Here is a 16,408-nt window from a genome sequence, read left to right as displayed (position 1 = left end):
GGGCCCCCCACCGGATCGGCGCGATCGGCCGACGCGTCCAGCACGAGCCGGTCCGCCTTCGACCTGTACTCATCCTGAGAAAACTGGTGCCCATGCCACAGCGACGTCGTTGTTCCCGCCCGAGGAGAGCCGCGCGGATCAGCATGGGCCTGACCACCGTCCTGGCGCTGGGCTCCGGATGTGTGTCCACCGGCGCGGCGCCGGTGGTGGTGACCGATCCGGGCGCCCCGGCGAGGCTCGACGAGGTGACCGTCCAGCGGTTCGAGTACCCCACGCACGGCTCCCCCGATCCGGACCAGAACTGGGCTGATCTCTACCTGCCCGCCGGGGAACAGCGGGTCGACTCGATCCCCCTGGCGGTCCTCATCCACGGCGGGGCGTGGCAGGACCAGATCGGGGCCGACTCCTTCGATCCGCTCGCCCGCAAACTCGCCAGCCGCGGGATGGCCGTCTACAACATCGAATACCGGCGGGTGGGCTCCGGCGGTGGATGGCCGACCACCTTCCACGACGTCGCGAGCGCACTGGACCACGTGGTCGAGGTGGACAAGAGGTTCCCGCAGATCACCACCGACGACGAACTGGTGGTGGGACACAGCGCGGGAGCCCAACTCGCCGTGTGGGGCGGCACCCGACACCTGCTCGACGACGACGAGGTCGGCGCGAAGCCGGCGTTCCGCCCGACGCGGGTGGTCTCGATCGCCGGTCCCCTGGACATGGTTTACGCGGCCACCCACGGCGACGACAGGATCGTCACGGCGATCGGTGGCACCCCGGCGGAGGTCCCGGGGCGGTACGCGAAGGTGGACCCCATCCAGAACATCGACCCCGGCACACCGGTGGTCGCGATGCACGGGGCCCGCGACGTGACCGTGGCGCCCGAGAACTCCCAGCGCTACGTGGACGCGGTCACCCGGGCCGGCGGGAAGGCCAAGCTGGTCATGTTCAACGACGAGGACCACGTCTCGCTGGTGTCCGGGGACTCCCGCGCCTACCCCCGGGTGCTCGAGATCATCCGCCACGTGTCGGCGGCGGAACTGCACGAGACGACCGCCTGACCGCGTTCTCGCGGGCGGCGGACCCGGTGGTCGGGCGGTCAGGCGGTCAGGCGGTCAGGCGGTCAGGCCAGGACCGAGTCGAGCCAACCGAACATCCTCGCGTCGGTGAGCTGTCTGGCCAACGGCTGACAGTGGAAGTTGGCGCCCTCGGCGGCGGTGAACCGCGCCAGTTCGGTGGGGCCGCCCGCGCCGGCGGCGAGTCGCTCGGACTGGCCGGGCCAGAACTGCTCGTCCTCGGGATCGGTCACGAGCAGCGGGGTGGTGATGGCCGCCATCTCGTCGGTGGTCAGCGCATAGCGGTGGACCGCGGCAAGGGTGTCGAAGTACCCGGTCTCCCCGTACGGTCGGGCGCGGAAGGCCCACGTCCGCGCGGTCGAGGCGGAGAACTTCATCCCCAGGGACATGTCGCGGTCGAACGCCTCCTTCTTGCCCGCCCGGAACAGCGACATCAGGTTGGACGGGATGTGTGTGGTCCACGACGCCGCCACGTCCACGACACCGGGGTCGGCGACCGCGGCGGCGAAGCGGTGTTCGTAGGCCAGAGCCCGCGACACCCAGTACCCGCCCTGACTGATCCCGTAGACGGCGAGCCTCCCGGGGTCGACGTCCGAGCGACCCAGGAGGAGGTCGACGACGGGGGCGAGAACCGACTCCCAGTCCGGGCGGAAACCGATCCCGCGCTCGAACAGCATCGACTGCTGCCCCGGCCCGTCGAACAGCAGCACGTTGTATCCGCGAGCGAGCGCGCCGGCCGCGCCGTTGTGCCAGAGCCCGCTGGTCGCACCGTCGCTGCCGTTGACCATGACCAGCGTCCGACGGGGTTCCGGATCGGTGGACGGCCGGAGGAACCACCCGGGCATCGGGTCCTGCTCCCAGGGGATCGTCACGCGCTCGACGATCCGGTCGGTGGTGTCGACGAAGCGCTCCCAGCTCGATCGCTGCAGGCGGAAGGTGGACGTCAGCTCGTCCTCGGACTGCAGGCCGCTCGCCGCGTTCACCGCGACCGCGAGGTAGGTGGCCGCGCGCAGGTAGGCCGCCGACGCGGTCACCGTCCGCCCTGCCGCCGCCTCGCGGTCCGCCGCGGCGTGGACCCTGCTCCCGAGGTCGTGCCAGGCCCGGAACCAGTGGTCGTGATCGCCGTCGCCGACGTCGTCGACGGTCGCCAGGATCTCGCCGGCCTCGGCGGCGCCGTAGGCGACGGCGCCGAGAAGACACCGCACCTCGTAGTCGAAGTCGGGGTCCTTGTAGAAGCCCTTGCTCAGTGCGCGGTGGGGGCGGGCGGAGAAGAAGGTCGACATGGTCAGGTCCCCTGACAGTTGGAGGTGGGGGCGACGCCGGCGAACCGGTCGGTGAGGAACTGGGCTGTCTGCACCTGGAAGGGCACGAAGGCCTCGGAGTGCCCGAGGCCGTCGTACTGCGCATAGGTGACGGCGACGCCGCGGGTGCAGTACTCGTACGCCAGGCCGGCGACGTCCGCGGTCACCATGACCGAGTCCCCGATCCCGTCGACGTTGCCCACGGCGAGCAGCATCGGGACCCGCGGTGTGCCGGTGGAGCCCATGACGTTGTCCCCGATCGCGCTCACCACCGCCGGGATGTCCAGCAGGGAGGTGTACGGGGCGCGGACCATCTGGGCGTCGGTGAGTCCGGGGTAGTCGGCGGCGAAGGCGTTGATGCACTCCGAGCTGACCGTCTCGACGAGCTGGCGTCCGTAGTCGGAGAGGAAGCTGTCGGTGTCGATGCCGTAGGCGCGCTGGTAGGAGACGACCAGTGCGGGGATGACCCCGGCCCACGTGGTGCTCCCGCTCACGTAGGGGAGGTTGTGTGCGACGTTCACCGGGAGCCCTCCGGCGGCCGCGCCGACGATGTTGAGTTCCGGGGCGTAGGTCGGCGCCATCTCGGCACCCCACTGGGTGGGGACGGACCCGCCGGAGTATCCGGCCAGTCCGACCGGGGTCGCGGCGGGCAGTCCGAGGTGGGCGATGGTGGCGCGGACGCCGTCCAGGGCGGCGTGCGCGGACTGGCGCCCGATCGTCCACTCCAGGTCGGGCCCCTCGTAGTCGGGGACGACCACGGTGAACCCGGCCGCGAGGTACCCGGCGATCACGCCCTGCTCGGCGATGCCCGCCTGACCGGGCGTTCCGTTCCCGGTCAGGGTGTACGAGGGGTCGCACTGAGCGCCGAGGGCGTCGTAGGCCATGTGGTAGGAGATCACCCTCGGCGGCCCCGGGACCAGGGGTCTGAGGATCGTCGCGACCGTGGCGCTCGGGGCGCCCGCCTGGTCGGTGGTCCGGTACAGCACCTGGGTGCTGGTGAGTGGTGTGGCGAACTCGAGCGAGCCGTAGGTCATCGTCCTGCTCTCGATCACCGTTCCCGGCGCGAGATCGGCGATCGGTCCGTCGGGGGTGTAGAACGGGTCGGCGGACGGGAGGGGCACTGGTGGCGGGGCCGCGGACTGGGCTCCGGCCGATCCCGCACCGGCGCCGAGACCGGCACAGAACAGGAACAGGAGGGTGAGGGCGCACGCGACACCCCCACGCGTCTGACGGATGGCGGTGCTCGTGCCGACCATGTCGCACTCCAGGCGGTTCGTCGCGCTCTAAGGATGATGATGTGCGAGCCGGGTCGCCGTTCGACGGCGGTGGACGGACCCTCGCGCTCACCACGATGACCTCTCAGATCATCCCAGCAGTGACCGCTGTGTGTAAACAGGTCATTATTCGCCTGGTTCGTCGAGTCGGTCGAGCAGATCGACCGCCGCGCGGGCGTACTCACCGATCCACCGGTCGTGGATCCGCTTGATCGGCAGCGGCGCGAGTGACAGGTGGCGTTCGCGACCCACCTTGCGCCCCGTCACCAGGTCGGCCCGCTCGAGCACGCGCAGGTGCTGCAGCACCGTGGTGCGGTCGCTCTCGGCGAACAGGGCACAGAGCTCGCCGGTCGTGCGCGGTGAGTCCTTGAGCGCGTCCAGCATGCGACGCCGGATCGGGGCGGCGAGGGCCTTGAACACGGCGTCGTCATCGCCCGGACCCTTGCGCTCACCGACAGACATGTTGTAAATATACAACATGTCTGGAGAGCTGAAAGAACTGACCTTCACCGTCTCGGGGCGCGTGGCGCGGCCCGTCGACGCCGTCTACGAGGCCGTGGCCGACCCCGAGCAGTTGTCCCGCTACTTCGCGACCGGAGGCGCGCGCGGCCGACTCGAACCGGGCACACAGGTGTCGTGGGACTTCGCCGACTTCCCGGGTCGCTTCCCGGTGACGGTGGTCGAGGCGGACCCGCCCCGGCGCCTGGTCATCAGGTGGGAGGGAGTCGACGCCACCGAACACGACACCACCACGGTCTTCGAGTTCGAACCGATCGACGACGGTGCACGAACGCTGGTCACGATCACCGAGAGGGCCTGGCGCGTGACGCCCGGCGGCGCGGAGAACGCCTTCGGCAACTGCGCAGGGTGGACGATGATGCTCACCGCCCTGAAGGCGTGGGTCGAGCACGGCATCAACCTGCGGGAGGGCTTCTACTCCTGAACCCACCCAGGGGCGGAAGTGGAGGGATTTGAACCCCCGGTGCTGTTGAGGCACGCTCGCTTTCAAGGCGAGTGCATTCGGCCGCTCTGCCACACTTCCCCGTCGTCGGCCGCGACACGCTCGAGTGCGTGGTTCCACGTGGAACACGCGGTGACGACGCCGCTCATCGTAGTGGACCCCTCCCGCTCACACCCAGCCCGGCTGCCGACCGGGGCCATCGCGGCTACGGTCGAGGGCATGAAGGCCATCGAGTATCGCAACGGTCCCGATTCCCTCCAGCTGACCGAGGTCGACGATCCGCTCCCCGGCCCCGGTGAGGTCCTGGTCGACGTGGCGGCCACGGCCGTCAACCGCGCCGACCTGCTGCAGTCCAAGGGGCACTACCCGCCCCCGCCCGGCGCGTCGGAGATCCTCGGCCTCGAGTGCTCGGGGCGGATCTCGGCCGTGGGCGAGGGCGTCGAGGGCCTGGCCGTCGGCGACGAGGTGTGCGCACTCCTGGCCGGCGGCGGGTACGCCGAGAAGGTGGCCGTGCCCGCCGGACAGGTCATGCCCGTTCCGGTCGGGGTGTCGTTGCACGAGGCCGCGACCCTGCCCGAGGTGGCCTGCACGGTGTGGTCCAACCTCGTCATGACGGGCGGGCTCGGCCGCGGCCTCCTCTCGGCACACGCCCGCTGGGGAGAGACCGAACTCGGGGCCCCGCGCGTGCTGATACACGGCGGGGCGGGCGGCATCGGTTCCCACGCCATCCAGGTCTGCCGCGCGCTCGGCGCCCGCGTGGCCACCACCGCCGGAGGCCCGGAGAAGGTCCGGAAGTGTCGCGATCTCGGGGCCGACCTCGTCATCGACTACCGCGAGGACGAGTTCCCCGACCGGGTCAGGCAGTGGACCGACGACGACGAGCGGGGCCGTGGCGTCGATCTGATCCTCGACGTGATGGGCGCGAAGTACCTCGAGCCCAACATCGCCTCACTCGCCCCGGACGGCCGGGTGATCGTGATCGGCATGCAGGGCGGGATGAAGGGCGAGCTGAACCTCGGAGCCCTGCTCCCGCGCCGCGCAGGTGTGCTGGCCACCAACCTCCGGGCCCGCCCGGTGGACGGCCCCGGCGGAAAGACCGGCATCTGCAGGGAGGTGGTGGACCACGTCTGGCCGATGATCGCGGCGGGAGACGTGACCACCCGCGTCTCGCGTGAGATCCCGCTGGAGCGGGCCGCGGAGGCGCTGAGCCTGCTCGACTCGGGCGAGAGCCACGGCAAGATCCTGCTGACCGTCGACTGACCCTGACCATCGACAGACCGAGGAGACCCCGACGATGTCCACCACCGCTGACGCCCACGACCCCGATGCCGAGCACGGGGCCCCCACCTCCATGACCGCGACGCGCGTGATCCCGGCGCCTCCGTCCGAGATCTTCGCGCTGCTGACCGACCCGACCCGCCACAAGGACACCGAACCCGGGGACTGGGTACGCGACGCGGTCACGTCGGAGATCATCAGAGGCGTCGGCGACGTCTTCGTGATCAACATGTACATCGAGGCCGCGGGCGGCCACTACGTGATGCACAACGTGGTCACGGCATTCGAACCGGACCGCACGATCGAATGGGAGCCGGGCCAGCCCGACGCGACCGGGGAGATCGCCACCGGCGGGTGGCGCTGGCGGTACGACCTTGCCCCCGCGGGCGCGTCCACCGAGGTCACCCTCCGGTACGACTGGTCGGCGACGTCCCAGGAGCAGGCCGCCGAGATCGGCGGGATGCCACCGTTCGGGCCCGACTTCCTCGAGGCGTCGCTGGCCTCGCTCGAATCGGCGCTGGCGAACTGAGCCGGTGCGCCTACCGGCCCGCCGGTAGGCGGTCCAGCATCTCGAGCACCTCGTCGCACCAGCTCACCCACGCCTGTTCCACCTGGATCCCCAGCGTGAGTACCCGGTGCTGGAGGAGATCGCGAGCGTTCCCCGGATCGGGCCGGGCGAAGTCCCTGTCCTCGATCTCACGGTAGCGGCGGAGGTTGGCGGACCGCTGGTCGCGGTGGTGCGTCAGCGCCTCCCGGACCTCGTGGACCGCCCCCGTCGCGGCCGCGGCACGCACCCGCACCGCCATGGTGGACCGCATCGGATCGGGCTCGTCCTGCTCCCGGATCCACTCGGTGAGCAGCTTCCGACCGTCCTCGGTGACCTCGAATCGGCGCGGGTTGCCGCGGGAGGGGGCGCCCTCGAGCGGGAGTTCCCGGATCAGTCCGGACTCCCCCAGTCGATCGAGCTCCCGGTAGATCTGCTGGTGGGTCGCCGGCCAGAAGTACCCGATGGACTTGTCGAACCTCCGCGCCAGCTCGATCCCACTCCCCGCCCGCTCGGTGAGGGCGGTGAGGATCGCGAACTTCAGCGACACGGTGTCAGCGCGCTGCCAGAGCGGACGCCGCCTGCTCGTACTCCGCGCGGAGCCGCTCGACCAGGTCGCGGACCGACCCCGTCGATGTGACCGCGCCGACGCCCTGGCCCGCGCCCCAGATGTCGCGCCACGCCTTGGAGTCCGCGCCCCCACCGGAGCCGAAGTCCATCGCCGTGGGATCCGAGACGGGCAGATCGTCGGGGTTCAACCCGGCCGCCTCGATGCTGCCCCGGAGGTAGTTCCCGTGGATCCCCGTGAACAGGTTGCTGTAGACGATGTCGGAGGCCGAGCTGTCGACGATCATCTGCTTGTACTCCGCGGCCGCGCGGGACTCCTCGGTCGCGAGGAACGCCGACCCCACGTAGGCCAGGTCGGCGCCGGCGGCCTGGGCGGCGAGGATCGAGCGACCGTGCGCGATCGCCCCGGACAGCAGCAGCGGGCCGTCGAACCACTCCCGGATCTCCTGGATCAGGGCGAACGGAGACTGCGTCCCGGCGTGTCCCCCGGCGCCGGCGGCCACCGCCACGAGCCCGTCGGCGCCTTTCTCGATGGCCTTGCGGGCGAACCTGTCGTTGATCACGTCGTGCAGCACGATGCCGCCGTAGGAGTGGACGGCGTCGTTGACCTCGGTACGGGCACCGAGGGAGGTGATGACGATCGGCACCTCGTGCTCGACGACGGTCGCCAGGTCCTGCTCGAGCCGGTCGTTGGACCGGTGGACGATCTGGTTGACGGCGAACGGGGCCACGTACCGGTCCGGGTTCGCCGCGGCGTAGGCCGCGTTGCTCTCGGTGATCTGGTCCAGCCACTCCCCCAGGACCGACTGCGGTCGTGCGTTGAGCGCCGGGAACGACCCGATCACGCCGGCCTGGCACTGCGCGGCCACCAACTCTGGGCCGGAGTAGATGAACATCGGCGAGGCGACCACCGGCACGGTGAGCGGGCCGGCGAGGACGGAGGGAAGGGCCATGAGCAGTCCTTTCGGGACCGGGATGTGGTCGACTTTCCCCCGACCGTACGGCCGCCCACGGTTTTGTGCAACTAGTTGCACAAAGATCCGGACGCACCCCGGCGAAGTGTCCGGATCACCTCACCGCATCACCTCACCGCGCACCGGCCGGGTAGATCTCCTCCGCCAGCCGCTCCGCCCCCGACACCAGTGTGGCGACCGTCGCGGGAGCGAAGCCGCCCGAGTCGGGCATCGCTGGGTCTGGCATCGCAGGGATCCCAGTCGAGTCGGCCGCGTCGGCCCCATCGGCCGCGTCGGTCCCATCGGTCCCAGCCCTCAGCCCCTCCTCGGCTCTCACCGACCGCCACGGCGACCCGGCGGCCAGCAGAGACCCGTGTTTGACGTCGTAGTAGTCCGACCCCGTCCGCAGCGCCACCCCGGAGGCGCCGCGGGCCGCCGCGAAGAGATGCGGGTGGAATCGGGTGGTCAGCCAGACCTGCCCTGGCCTGGCTGGCAGTCCCGTGGACCACAGTTCCTGGAACGGCACGAAGCGCGCGCGGGGCAACTGCAGGTCGGCGAGGGCGCGGCCGACCTCGTCGTCGTCGCCCTGTCCGCCGGGTCCGCCACCGGCGGCAGACGCGGCACCGGTGCCGGCCGCGGCCTCCGCGCGGTCACACACCATGTCCCACACCACCCGGTCCCCACCGGGGATCGACTCGACCACGGTGATCCGCTCCCCCGGCACCGCCCACGCGGCGAGGACCCGCCCGAGGGTGTCGGCGAGCACCTCCGGCTCGACAAGGTCGGACTGGGCACACACCACCAGATCGCGGCAGGTGTCCGGATCGGGGGAGTAGACGGGGTGGTCACCGGCCTCCACTCCCCCCGCGCAGGACAGCGCCAGCCACCCGTCGTCGGCCACGTGGCGGACGGGCACCCCCGTGCCCTCGAGGAGCCCGGAGGAGGCCGCGTCGCGGACGGTGACCAGGTGGTGGTCCCGCAACGCCTCCGCCAACAGCCCGGGGTCCCCGCACGGCACGAACCCCTGGCCCGTGGCCACCACGTGCGCCCCGCTCAGCCGGCCCGCCTCTCCCGCCGCGGCGACCACGCCGAGGTGGTGCGGCCACAGGTCGTTGACGTACCCGCCGCCGATCAGGTGCACGACCGACGCGCTGCGCAGCAGGTCGATGCCCGACGCGAGCGCGGGTCGCACCCCGAGTTCGCCCACGGCGGAGCGACAGAACCCGATGGCCTCCACCGCGCCCGTGTGTTCCCCCGCCAGGCGCCACAGCGTGTCGGTGAACAGGACGTCCGGGTGCTCGCCGTGATGGAGGACCGCCGCCTGCCCCGGGGTGTGGCAGTCCACCACCACGGGGGTGCCGGGCAACCGGTGACGGAGGTACCGCAGCCACCCCGCCAGCAGTTGCTCGTCGCCGTGGTTGGGGTGGCCGGCCGGGGCGATGAGGTAGACGGGACGGTGGACCTCCCGGGGTCGACCCCAGCGCGCGTCCGCGGCCGCCCTCGTGGCGTCGAGCCGACGGCGGGCCCGTCGTCGCAGGCGGGAGGCGGGCGCGGCTCGAGGAGTCGACGTCATGGGTCCACCCTGCCCCACGGTGGGGTCGCGCCCGGGCCGACCCCGCTGATCAGATCTTGACCAGCATCTTCCCGACGTTCGCCCCGCGCATGAGGTCGAGGAACGCGTCGACCGAGTTGTCGATGCCCTCGACCACGGTCTCGTCGAAGACGATCTCGCCGGAGGCCACCCACGGCCCGACCTTCTCCGCGAACTCCTTGAACAGGTGCATGTACTTGTTCACGGTGAAGCCCTGCAGGGTGAGCCCGCGGGTGATGGCGTGCCACATGTTGTCCGGGCCGGGCGAGCGCTCGGTGGCGTTGTAGGAGCTGATCGCGCCGCACAGGGCCAGGCGACCGTCGTCGTTCATCAGGTCGAGCGCGGCCTCGAGGTGGTCGCCGCCGACGTTGTCGAAGTAGACGTCGATGCCCTCGCCGTTCTCGCGACCGAAGTGCTCGCGCAGGAGCGTGCGGACCGGTCCGTCCTTGTAATTGATCGCGGAGTCGAATCCGTAGCTCGAGGTGGCCTTGTCGACCTTCTCCGCACTCCCGGCCGAGCCGACGACCTTCGAGGCGCCCATGAGCCGGGCGATCTGCCCGACGGCCGACCCGACGGAACCGGCCGCGCCGGAGACGAAGACGGACTCGCCCTTCTGGAACCGCCCGATGTGCAGGAGCCCCACGTAGGCCGTGAGGCCCGTGGTCCCGAGGATCCCCAGGTACGCGGAGACGGGAACGCCCTCGATCTCCTGCACCACCCGGAACTGCCGGCCGTCGCCCTGGGCGACGTCCCGCCAGCCGAGGTCGTGCATCACGACCGCCCCGACCGGGTGGGCGTCGGAGCGGGACTCCACGACACGCCCGACGGCGCCGCCGGTCATCGTCTCGTTCAGCTCGAACGGCGGGATGTAGGAGCGGCCCTCGTTCATCCGGCCGCGCATGTAGGGGTCGACGGAGAGGTACTCGTTGGCCACGCGCACCTCGCCCTCGGCGATCGCGGGGAGGTCGACGACGACGGTGCGGAAGTCGTCATGGGTCGGCCAGCCGCGGGGGCGGCTGACGAGCTGGATCTGGGTACTGGTCGTCATCACTCATGTGTACGCGCCCTGTCTGCGGGGCTGCCACCGGCCACACCTCTAGTAGGCTTCGCCTTCGTGCAGGACCAGCCCACTCCCGACCCCGCTTCGGCGACGCTCCCCGACGAGCGCGTCCGCAGTGAGATCGTCAGCGACTCCCACACCTTCCGCCGGGCCGTGGCCGACCTCCGCCAGGGGCTGGGTCAGCGGGAGCTGTGGCTCTCGCTGGGCTGGCAGGACATCAAGCAGCGCTATCGCCGCTCCACGTTGGGGCCCCTATGGATCACCATCGCCACCGGCGTCATGGCCACGGCGCTGGGGCTGCTGTACTCGATCCTCTTCCAGATCCCGTTGGCCGAGTTCCTCCCGCACGTCACCGTGGGCCTGATCCTCTGGGGCTTCATCTCTGGCTGCATCAAGGAGGGCTCGGAGGTCTTCATCTCCAACGAGGGCCTGATCAAGCAGCTGCCCAGCGCGCTCAGCGTCCACGTCTACCGCCTGGTGTGGCGGCAGTTCCTGTTCCTGTGCCACAACCTGGTGATCTGGGTCGTGCTCATGATGATCTACCCGCGGCCGCTGGGATGGGACCTGCTGCTGGCCGTCCTGGGGCTGGCGGTGCTGATGGTCAACGGCGTCTGGGTGGCCATGCTGTTCGGCATCCTCGCCACCCGCTTCCGCGACATCGCCCCGTTGCTGGACTCGATGGTGCAGCTGCTGTTCTACATGACCCCCATCGTGTGGACCACGCAGACGTTGTACGAGCAGGGCGGGGACATCGCGGACCGGGCGCGCATCGCCGAGCTCAACCCGCTCTACCACTACCTGGAGATCGTGCGCGCCCCCATGATCGGCCAGCCCGTCGCCGCGTACCACTGGTGGATCGTCCTGGCCTGCACGGCCGTGGGGCTCATCCTCGCCTTTGTCGCCCTGCGCCGGTTCCGCTCCCGAGTCCCGTACTGGGTGTAGGAGGTATATCCATGAGCCCCGCCACACCCACCCCCGGCGGCGTGTCCATCGACTGCGTGGACGCGTGCGTGGACTTCCCGATCTTCGACGCCAAGTCGCGCTCTCTCAAGAAGGCGGTCCTCGGTTCCGCCGGAGGCGCGATCGGCCGGAACTCGTCCAACGTCGTCGTCGTCGAGGCCCTGAGGGACATCACCCTCTCCCTCCGGGAGGGGGACCGCATCGGTCTGGTCGGGCACAACGGTGCCGGCAAGTCCACACTGCTGCGGTTGCTGTCCGGCATCTACGAGCCCACCCGCGGCGCCGCCCGGATCAGAGGGCGCGTGGCGCCGGTCTTCGACCTCGGTGTGGGGATGGACCCGGAGATCACCGGGTACGAGAACATCATCATCCGCGGCCTGTTCCTGGGCCAGACCCGCAAGCAGATGAAGGCCAAGGTCGACGAGATAGCGGACTTCACCGAGCTCGGTGACTACCTGGACATGCCTCTGCGCACCTACTCGACCGGGATGCGCGTCCGGTTGGCGATGGGCGTGGTGACCTCGATCGACCCCGAGATCCTGCTGCTCGACGAGGGTATCGGCGCGGTGGACGCCGAGTTCATGAAGAAGGCGCGGATCAAGCTGGCCGACCTGGTCTCCCGGTCCGGGATGCTGGTCTTCGCCTCCCACTCCAACGAATTCCTGGCCCAGCTGTGCGACTCGGCGATGTGGATCGACCACGGTCGCATCCGGCAGCGCGGCAGCATCGAAGAGATCGTCACCGCCTACGAGGGCCCCGAGGCCGGGCGGTCGATCGCCGCGTACATGGAGAGGATGAAGAGTGAGGGCTGAGGCGTCCGGCGGGGCCGCGGGGACCAGCGCGGACACCCGGCGGGTCGTGGCCGTGGTGGTCACCCACCGGCGGCTCGACCAGCTCCGCGCCTCGCTCGAGGTGGTGTCCGGGCAGACCCGGCCGATCGACCACCTGGTGGTGGTGGACAACGCCGACGAGCAGTCGGTGCGCGAGCTCGTCGAGTCGCAGCCCGTGGAGGCCACCTACGTGGGCTCGAGGCACAACCTCGGCGGCGCCGGCGGCTTCGCATTGGGCATGCTGCACGCCCTGGCCACGGGCGCCGACCTGGTGTGGTGCGCGGACGATGACGGCCGCCCCGAGGGCCCCGAGGTCCTGGCCACGCTGATGGCCTGCATGGATCGCCACGGGCTGGCGGAGGTCTCTCCGGTGGTGTGCGACCTCGCCGAGCCCGACCGGTTGGCGTTCCCGCTGCGCCGCGGCGTGGTGTGGCGGCGCTGGCGCAGCGAGCTGTTCGCCGACGGCGAGGGCGGCGCGGCAGGCGACCCGGGCGCGGGAGGCTCCTCCGGGGCGGAGACGGACCTGCTGCCGGGCATCGCCTCCCTGTTCAACGGGGCGCTGTTCACCGCGGACTGCCTGGACCGCGTGGGCGTCCCTGACCTGCGGCTGTTCATCCGCGGCGACGAGGTCGAGATGCACCGGCGCCTGGTGCGCTCCCGACTGCCCTTCGGCACCTGCCTGACCACCGCGTACCTGCACCCGCAGGGCTCCGACGAGTTCAAGCCGATCCTCGGCGGGCGCATGCACACCCAGTTCCCCGACGACCCGGTCAAGCGGCACTTCACCTACCGCAATCGCGGGTACGTGCTCACCCAGCCCGGCAACCGGCGCCTCATCCCCCAGGAAATCCTGCGCTTCGGGTGGTACTTCCTGGTGACCAGGCGGGATCCGGCGGGCCTGCGCGAGTGGATGCGTCTGCAGCGGCTGGGCGCGGGCGAGCGGTTCGACAAGCCATGACCGACTGGATCGCCCTGCAATCCCGGGCCGTCGACCTGTACGACCGGGTCCTACCGATGGTCACCGACTGGGACGCCGCCACCCCGTGCAGCGAGTGGACCGCCCGTGAGGTGCTGGCCCACGTCGTGGACGAGCAGATGTGGGTCCCGGGGTTGTTGGCCGGAGGGACGGTCGACGAGGTGGCCGGAGACCTCGAGGAGCCGCTGCGTCGGCTCAGCGGGGCCAGCGGTCCCGAGCTCGTGGCCTACTGGCACACCCTCCGCGCGCCGGTGGCCGCGGCGTGGCGGGGCACCCCGACCGACGACGAGGTCCACCTCTCCTACGGTCGGGCGCCGATGGTGCACTACCTCGCGCAGCAGACCTTCGATCTGGCCGTCCACGCCTGGGACCTGTCGGTCTCCCAGGGGGTCGACCTTCCGTGGGGCGACGAGCTCGAACACGCCGTCCTCGACTTCGTCCGGACCGATCTCGCCGACGACCCGGCCCCCGAGCTGTTCTCCGCTCCGCTACCGGGCTTCGACGGAGAAGGGGTCCCGGCCCGGCACGCCGCTCTCGCGCGTACCGGTCGGGACCCCTCCACCTGGCCGGCGGCCTAGAGCTCTGGCCGACGGCCTACCCGGCCTCGCGGAGCGCCGCCATCGGGCACTTCTCGATGGCCTTGCGAGCCCTCTTCTGGAGTTCCTCGGGGACCTCCTCCACGAGCAGGCGCACCACCTCGTCGTCGTCGCCCAGGGCGAAGACCTTCGGGGCGAGGCCGACGCACACCGCCTGCCCCTCGCACCGGTCCGGGTCGATCGCGATCTTCATGGGAAACCTCCTGGTTGGAACACTGGGTACACGGGTGTCACGGCCGGCCAGTGTCAGCTCACCGGAACGAAGTCGACCTTGTCCCGGACGCCACAGTCCGGGCACTGCCAGTCGTCGGGGATCGCCGACCACGGCGTGCCGGGGGCGAAGCCCTCCCGCGGCTCACCCAGCGACTCGACGTAGTGGTGTCCACAGTTGGGGCAGGCATAGGTGCCGATCGGCGAGACGGCGCCGCGGACGGCGTCCACGTCGGGCTCGGGATCCAGGACGGCGGTCGCCGTGGCGGCCGGGGCGGAGGACCGGCTGGTCGCGGTGCTCGCGCCGGTGGCCGACGGGTCGCCGTAGCGGGCGAGGATCCGCTCCCGCTTGGACGGCTGGATGTTGGCCCTGGTGACGTCGCCGTCGTAGTGGTCGAGCACCCGGTGGTCCATGATCCGGCGCCAGATCGGCGGGAAGTAGGCCACCACGATGAGCGCGGCGTACCCGGCGGGGAGCTGCGGGGCGTCGTCCGTGGTGCGCAGGACCTGGTAGCGCCGCATCGGGTTGGCGTGGTGGTCCGAGTGACGCTGCAGGTGGTAGAGGAAGATGTTGGTGACCAGGTGGTCGGAGTTCCACGAGTGCTCGGGCCGGCACCGCTGGTAGCGGCCGCTGTCGAGCTTCTTACGGCGCAGTCCGTAGTGCTCGAGGTAGTTGACGACCTCCAGCAGGCTGAACCCGTACACCGCCTGCAGGATCAGCCAGGGCAGGACCTCGAGTCCGAAGACGGCGGTGAGTCCGCCGAACAGGACCAGCGTCATGAGCCAGGCGTTGATGTTGTCGTTACGCAGGGTCCACGGCGACTTGCCGAGGCGCTCGAGGCGGTTCTTCTCCAGCTCCCAGGCGGAGATGAGGGAGCCGATGACGCTGCGCGGGAGGAAGGCCCAGAACGACTCACCGAGCCGCGAGCTGGCCGGGTCCTCCGGGGTGGCGACGCGGGCGTGGTGTCCCCGGTTGTGCTCGATGTAGAAGTGCCCGTAGGCCGTGGTGGCGAGCGCGATCTTGGACAGCCACTTCTCGGAGTTCTGGATCTTGTGTCCGAGTTCGTGGGCGGTGTTGATGCCGATGCCCCCCGCGATGCCCACGGCCCAGGCGACGCCGATCTTGGCCACCAGCCCCAGCCCGCCCTCGTGGCCGAAGAACGACAGGTCGTCGGCGGTCCACAGGTAGCAGGCGAAGATCAGGGCGGCGTACTGCACCGGGAGGTACAGGTAGGTGCACCACCGGTAGAAGGGGTCGGCCTCCAGGCGTTCGATGACCTCCTCCGGCGGGTTCCGACCATCCACCCCGACGACCATGTCGAGCAGAGGGATGAAGACGAACACGACGAAGGGGGCGACGAACCACGCCACGACTGCGGCGGTGCCCCACCCGGCGTGGGAGAACCACGAGAACAAGCCGAGAGAGATGAACAGGGCGCCGGCGGGGATGAGCCCGAGCAGCCACAGGTATCGCTTGCCGTCAGTCCAAGGGTACGGCTGCGCCGCGGTCTCCCCTGCCTGGAGGTCGGTGTGCATCACAAGTCTCCCTTGATCGAGCCCGGCGGCGTGTGTCGCACGCCACCTAGTGCGTCAAATCTAGACAAACATCAGCCGTTTGTCTAGACAGGGACCCTCTTTTTGTCCAGAGACTTCGTCGGGCACCCCGCCCCGCAGGCCCGCCTCCGTGCGCCCGCTCGACCGTGGGCCGGAACTGACTCACGAGTAAGTTAGGATCGACGCGTGCCCAAGACCCTGCTGCACCGCTACACCTCCAGTCCCCGCGCGTTCCCCCTGCTGGCTTCGCTGTACCCCCCTCTGCTCGGGTCCGGGATCCGCATCCGGCACATCGCCCCGGACTGGACCCGCGGGGAGCTGAGCATGCACGTCGCACCGTGGACCGCCAACACCAACGGCACCGCGTTCGGCGGCGCACTGTTCGCCGCGACCGACGTCCTCTACGGGGCCCTGCTGTCCGGGCAGCTCGGTGGCGGGTACCAGGTGTGGACCAAGAGCGCGACGATCGACTTCCGGGCCCCCGGCCGGGGCCGACTGCGGTGCGTGGTGGACGTCCCCGGCCCGGAGGCGGACGCCATCAGGGAGCGACTGGCCGACCATCCGAGCACCAGCGTCGTCCACACCGCGGTGGTGAGCGACAGCCGCGGCACGACGGTCGTGGAGGCGCAGCACACGATGTTCATCCGACGGAAGAGCTGACCGAAGGCGATCCGGCCCGA

18 protein-coding genes and 1 tRNA gene are annotated in these 16,408 nt (G+C 70.5%); 9 read left to right on the top strand and 10 right to left on the bottom strand.

The window, feature by feature from the left end:
* Nucleotides 1–143: 143 nt before the first annotated feature.
* Nucleotides 144–1,058 carry an alpha/beta hydrolase family protein gene (locus tag ABIE38_RS09315; RefSeq protein ID WP_354055647.1) on the top strand — a complete coding sequence of 305 codons (915 nt, stop codon included), beginning with the start codon at nucleotides 144–146 and terminating at the stop codon, nucleotides 1,056–1,058.
* A gap of 62 nt (nucleotides 1,059–1,120) precedes the next feature.
* Here ABIE38_RS09315 and ABIE38_RS09310 read toward each other — a convergent pair whose 3' ends face one another.
* From ABIE38_RS09310 to ABIE38_RS09300, 3 genes are all read right to left on the bottom strand, one after another.
* Nucleotides 1,121–2,356, bottom strand: coding sequence for an alpha/beta hydrolase family protein (locus ABIE38_RS09310; RefSeq protein WP_354055646.1), 1,236 nt, complete (start codon nucleotides 2,354–2,356; stop codon nucleotides 1,121–1,123).
* A 2-nt stretch (nucleotides 2,357–2,358) separates the two neighbouring features.
* Nucleotides 2,359–3,630: a lipase family protein gene (locus ABIE38_RS09305; RefSeq protein ID WP_354055644.1), complete on the bottom strand. Its 1,272-nt coding sequence runs from the start codon at nucleotides 3,628–3,630 to the stop codon at nucleotides 2,359–2,361.
* Between the two features lie 144 nt (nucleotides 3,631–3,774).
* Entirely contained in the window at nucleotides 3,775–4,110 is a 336-nt protein-coding gene (locus ABIE38_RS09300; RefSeq protein WP_502914755.1) for an ArsR/SmtB family transcription factor, read from the bottom strand.
* Between the two features lie 16 nt (nucleotides 4,111–4,126).
* On the opposite strand from ABIE38_RS09300, the gene ABIE38_RS09295 reads away from it, so the two are divergent.
* Entirely contained in the window at nucleotides 4,127–4,591 is a 465-nt protein-coding gene (locus tag ABIE38_RS09295) for an SRPBCC domain-containing protein (RefSeq protein ID WP_354055640.1), read from the top strand.
* Between the two features lie 13 nt (nucleotides 4,592–4,604).
* On the opposite strand, the gene ABIE38_RS09290 is transcribed toward ABIE38_RS09295, so the two are convergent.
* Nucleotides 4,605–4,690, bottom strand: a tRNA-Ser gene (locus ABIE38_RS09290).
* A gap of 138 nt (nucleotides 4,691–4,828) precedes the next feature.
* On the opposite strand from ABIE38_RS09290, the gene ABIE38_RS09285 reads away from it, so the two are divergent.
* Both ABIE38_RS09285 and ABIE38_RS09280 read left to right on the top strand, forming a co-directional pair.
* The gene (locus tag ABIE38_RS09285) at nucleotides 4,829–5,869 is read left to right on the top strand and encodes an NAD(P)H-quinone oxidoreductase (protein ID WP_354055639.1); all 1,041 of its coding nucleotides are present in this window, start codon (nucleotides 4,829–4,831) and stop codon (nucleotides 5,867–5,869) included.
* Nucleotides 5,870–5,960: 91 nt separating this feature from the next.
* A complete protein-coding gene (locus tag ABIE38_RS09280; RefSeq protein WP_354056086.1) occupies nucleotides 5,961–6,416 on the top strand; it encodes an SRPBCC family protein in 456 nt (151 codons plus the stop codon).
* Between the two features lie 10 nt (nucleotides 6,417–6,426).
* On the opposite strand, the gene ABIE38_RS09275 is transcribed toward ABIE38_RS09280, so the two are convergent.
* The 4 genes from ABIE38_RS09275 to ABIE38_RS09260 all read right to left on the bottom strand — a co-directional run bounded on the left by ABIE38_RS09275 (nucleotide 6,427) and on the right by ABIE38_RS09260 (nucleotide 10,590).
* Nucleotides 6,427–6,981, bottom strand: a complete 555-nt coding sequence (locus ABIE38_RS09275) for a PadR family transcriptional regulator (RefSeq protein ID WP_354055638.1) — start codon at nucleotides 6,979–6,981, stop codon at nucleotides 6,427–6,429.
* Nucleotides 6,982–6,985: 4 nt separating this feature from the next.
* A complete protein-coding gene (locus ABIE38_RS09270; RefSeq protein WP_354055636.1) occupies nucleotides 6,986–7,951 on the bottom strand; it encodes an NAD(P)H-dependent flavin oxidoreductase in 966 nt (321 codons plus the stop codon).
* Nucleotides 7,952–8,084: 133 nt separating this feature from the next.
* Nucleotides 8,085–9,524 carry a polysaccharide pyruvyl transferase family protein gene (locus ABIE38_RS09265; protein WP_354055634.1) on the bottom strand — a complete coding sequence of 480 codons (1,440 nt, stop codon included), beginning with the start codon at nucleotides 9,522–9,524 and terminating at the stop codon, nucleotides 8,085–8,087.
* A gap of 49 nt (nucleotides 9,525–9,573) precedes the next feature.
* Nucleotides 9,574–10,590, bottom strand: coding sequence for an NADP-dependent oxidoreductase (locus ABIE38_RS09260; protein WP_182645448.1), 1,017 nt, complete (start codon nucleotides 10,588–10,590; stop codon nucleotides 9,574–9,576).
* Between the two features lie 66 nt (nucleotides 10,591–10,656).
* Between ABIE38_RS09260 and wzm the strand changes: the two genes are divergently transcribed.
* From wzm to ABIE38_RS09240, 4 genes are read left to right on the top strand one after another with little or no spacing between them, the layout of a single operon-like run.
* Nucleotides 10,657–11,544, top strand: a complete 888-nt coding sequence (wzm, locus tag ABIE38_RS09255; RefSeq protein ID WP_354055632.1) for a galactan export ABC transporter permease subunit Wzm/RfbD — start codon at nucleotides 10,657–10,659, stop codon at nucleotides 11,542–11,544.
* Between the two features lie 11 nt (nucleotides 11,545–11,555).
* Nucleotides 11,556–12,374 (top strand): galactan export ABC transporter ATP-binding subunit Wzt/RfbE, encoded by an 819-nt coding sequence (gene wzt / locus ABIE38_RS09250; RefSeq protein WP_354055630.1) that lies wholly within the window; start codon nucleotides 11,556–11,558, stop codon nucleotides 12,372–12,374.
* Complete coding sequence (gene glfT1 / locus ABIE38_RS09245; protein ID WP_354055628.1) at nucleotides 12,364–13,350, top strand: galactofuranosyltransferase GlfT1; 987 nt, start codon at nucleotides 12,364–12,366, stop codon at nucleotides 13,348–13,350. Before wzt ends, glfT1 begins: the two co-directional genes overlap by 11 nt.
* Entirely contained in the window at nucleotides 13,347–13,946 is a 600-nt protein-coding gene (locus ABIE38_RS09240) for a maleylpyruvate isomerase family mycothiol-dependent enzyme (protein ID WP_354055626.1), read from the top strand. Before glfT1 ends, ABIE38_RS09240 begins: the two co-directional genes overlap by 4 nt.
* A 16-nt stretch (nucleotides 13,947–13,962) precedes the next feature.
* Here ABIE38_RS09240 and ABIE38_RS09235 read toward each other — a convergent pair whose 3' ends face one another.
* On the bottom strand, nucleotides 13,963–14,157 hold the full coding sequence (locus ABIE38_RS09235) for a ferredoxin (RefSeq protein WP_095717092.1): 195 nt from the start codon (nucleotides 14,155–14,157) through the stop codon (nucleotides 13,963–13,965).
* Nucleotides 14,158–14,210: 53 nt separating this feature from the next.
* Nucleotides 14,211–15,710, bottom strand: a complete 1,500-nt coding sequence (locus ABIE38_RS09230; protein WP_095717091.1) for a fatty acid desaturase — start codon at nucleotides 15,708–15,710, stop codon at nucleotides 14,211–14,213.
* 204 nt (nucleotides 15,711–15,914) lie between these two features.
* On the opposite strand from ABIE38_RS09230, the gene ABIE38_RS09225 reads away from it, so the two are divergent.
* Nucleotides 15,915–16,388: a DUF4442 domain-containing protein gene (locus ABIE38_RS09225; RefSeq protein ID WP_017837455.1), complete on the top strand. Its 474-nt coding sequence runs from the start codon at nucleotides 15,915–15,917 to the stop codon at nucleotides 16,386–16,388.
* The last annotated feature ends 20 nt before the right edge of the window (nucleotides 16,389–16,408 follow it).

The organism is Dietzia sp. 2505, from assembly GCF_040546785.1.
Classification (GTDB): domain Bacteria; phylum Actinomycetota; class Actinomycetes; order Mycobacteriales; family Mycobacteriaceae; genus Dietzia.
The sequence above is the reverse complement of the archived record's forward strand: the minus strand, read 5'-3'. Positions and strand labels throughout refer to the sequence as shown.

Coding starts and splice junctions, on each gene's coding strand:
- ABIE38_RS09315 (WP_354055647.1), top strand. CDS start 144: ATGGGCCTGACCACCGTCCTGGCGCTGGGCTCCGGATGTGTGTCCACC.
- ABIE38_RS09310 (WP_354055646.1), bottom strand. CDS start 2,356: ATGTCGACCTTCTTCTCCGCCCGCCCCCACCGCGCACTGAGCAAGGGC.
- ABIE38_RS09305 (WP_354055644.1), bottom strand. CDS start 3,630: ATGGTCGGCACGAGCACCGCCATCCGTCAGACGCGTGGGGGTGTCGCG.
- ABIE38_RS09300 (WP_502914755.1), bottom strand. CDS start 4,110: ATGTCTGTCGGTGAGCGCAAGGGTCCGGGCGATGACGACGCCGTGTTC.
- ABIE38_RS09295 (WP_354055640.1), top strand. CDS start 4,127: ATGTCTGGAGAGCTGAAAGAACTGACCTTCACCGTCTCGGGGCGCGTG.
- ABIE38_RS09285 (WP_354055639.1), top strand. CDS start 4,829: ATGAAGGCCATCGAGTATCGCAACGGTCCCGATTCCCTCCAGCTGACC.
- ABIE38_RS09280 (WP_354056086.1), top strand. CDS start 5,961: ATGACCGCGACGCGCGTGATCCCGGCGCCTCCGTCCGAGATCTTCGCG.
- ABIE38_RS09270 (WP_354055636.1), bottom strand. CDS start 7,951: ATGGCCCTTCCCTCCGTCCTCGCCGGCCCGCTCACCGTGCCGGTGGTC.
- ABIE38_RS09265 (WP_354055634.1), bottom strand. CDS start 9,524: ATGACGTCGACTCCTCGAGCCGCGCCCGCCTCCCGCCTGCGACGACGG.
- ABIE38_RS09260 (WP_182645448.1), bottom strand. CDS start 10,590: ATGACGACCAGTACCCAGATCCAGCTCGTCAGCCGCCCCCGCGGCTGG.
- wzt (WP_354055630.1), top strand. CDS start 11,556: ATGAGCCCCGCCACACCCACCCCCGGCGGCGTGTCCATCGACTGCGTG.
- ABIE38_RS09240 (WP_354055626.1), top strand. CDS start 13,347: ATGACCGACTGGATCGCCCTGCAATCCCGGGCCGTCGACCTGTACGAC.
- ABIE38_RS09235 (WP_095717092.1), bottom strand. CDS start 14,157: ATGAAGATCGCGATCGACCCGGACCGGTGCGAGGGGCAGGCGGTGTGC.
- ABIE38_RS09230 (WP_095717091.1), bottom strand. CDS start 15,710: ATGCACACCGACCTCCAGGCAGGGGAGACCGCGGCGCAGCCGTACCCT.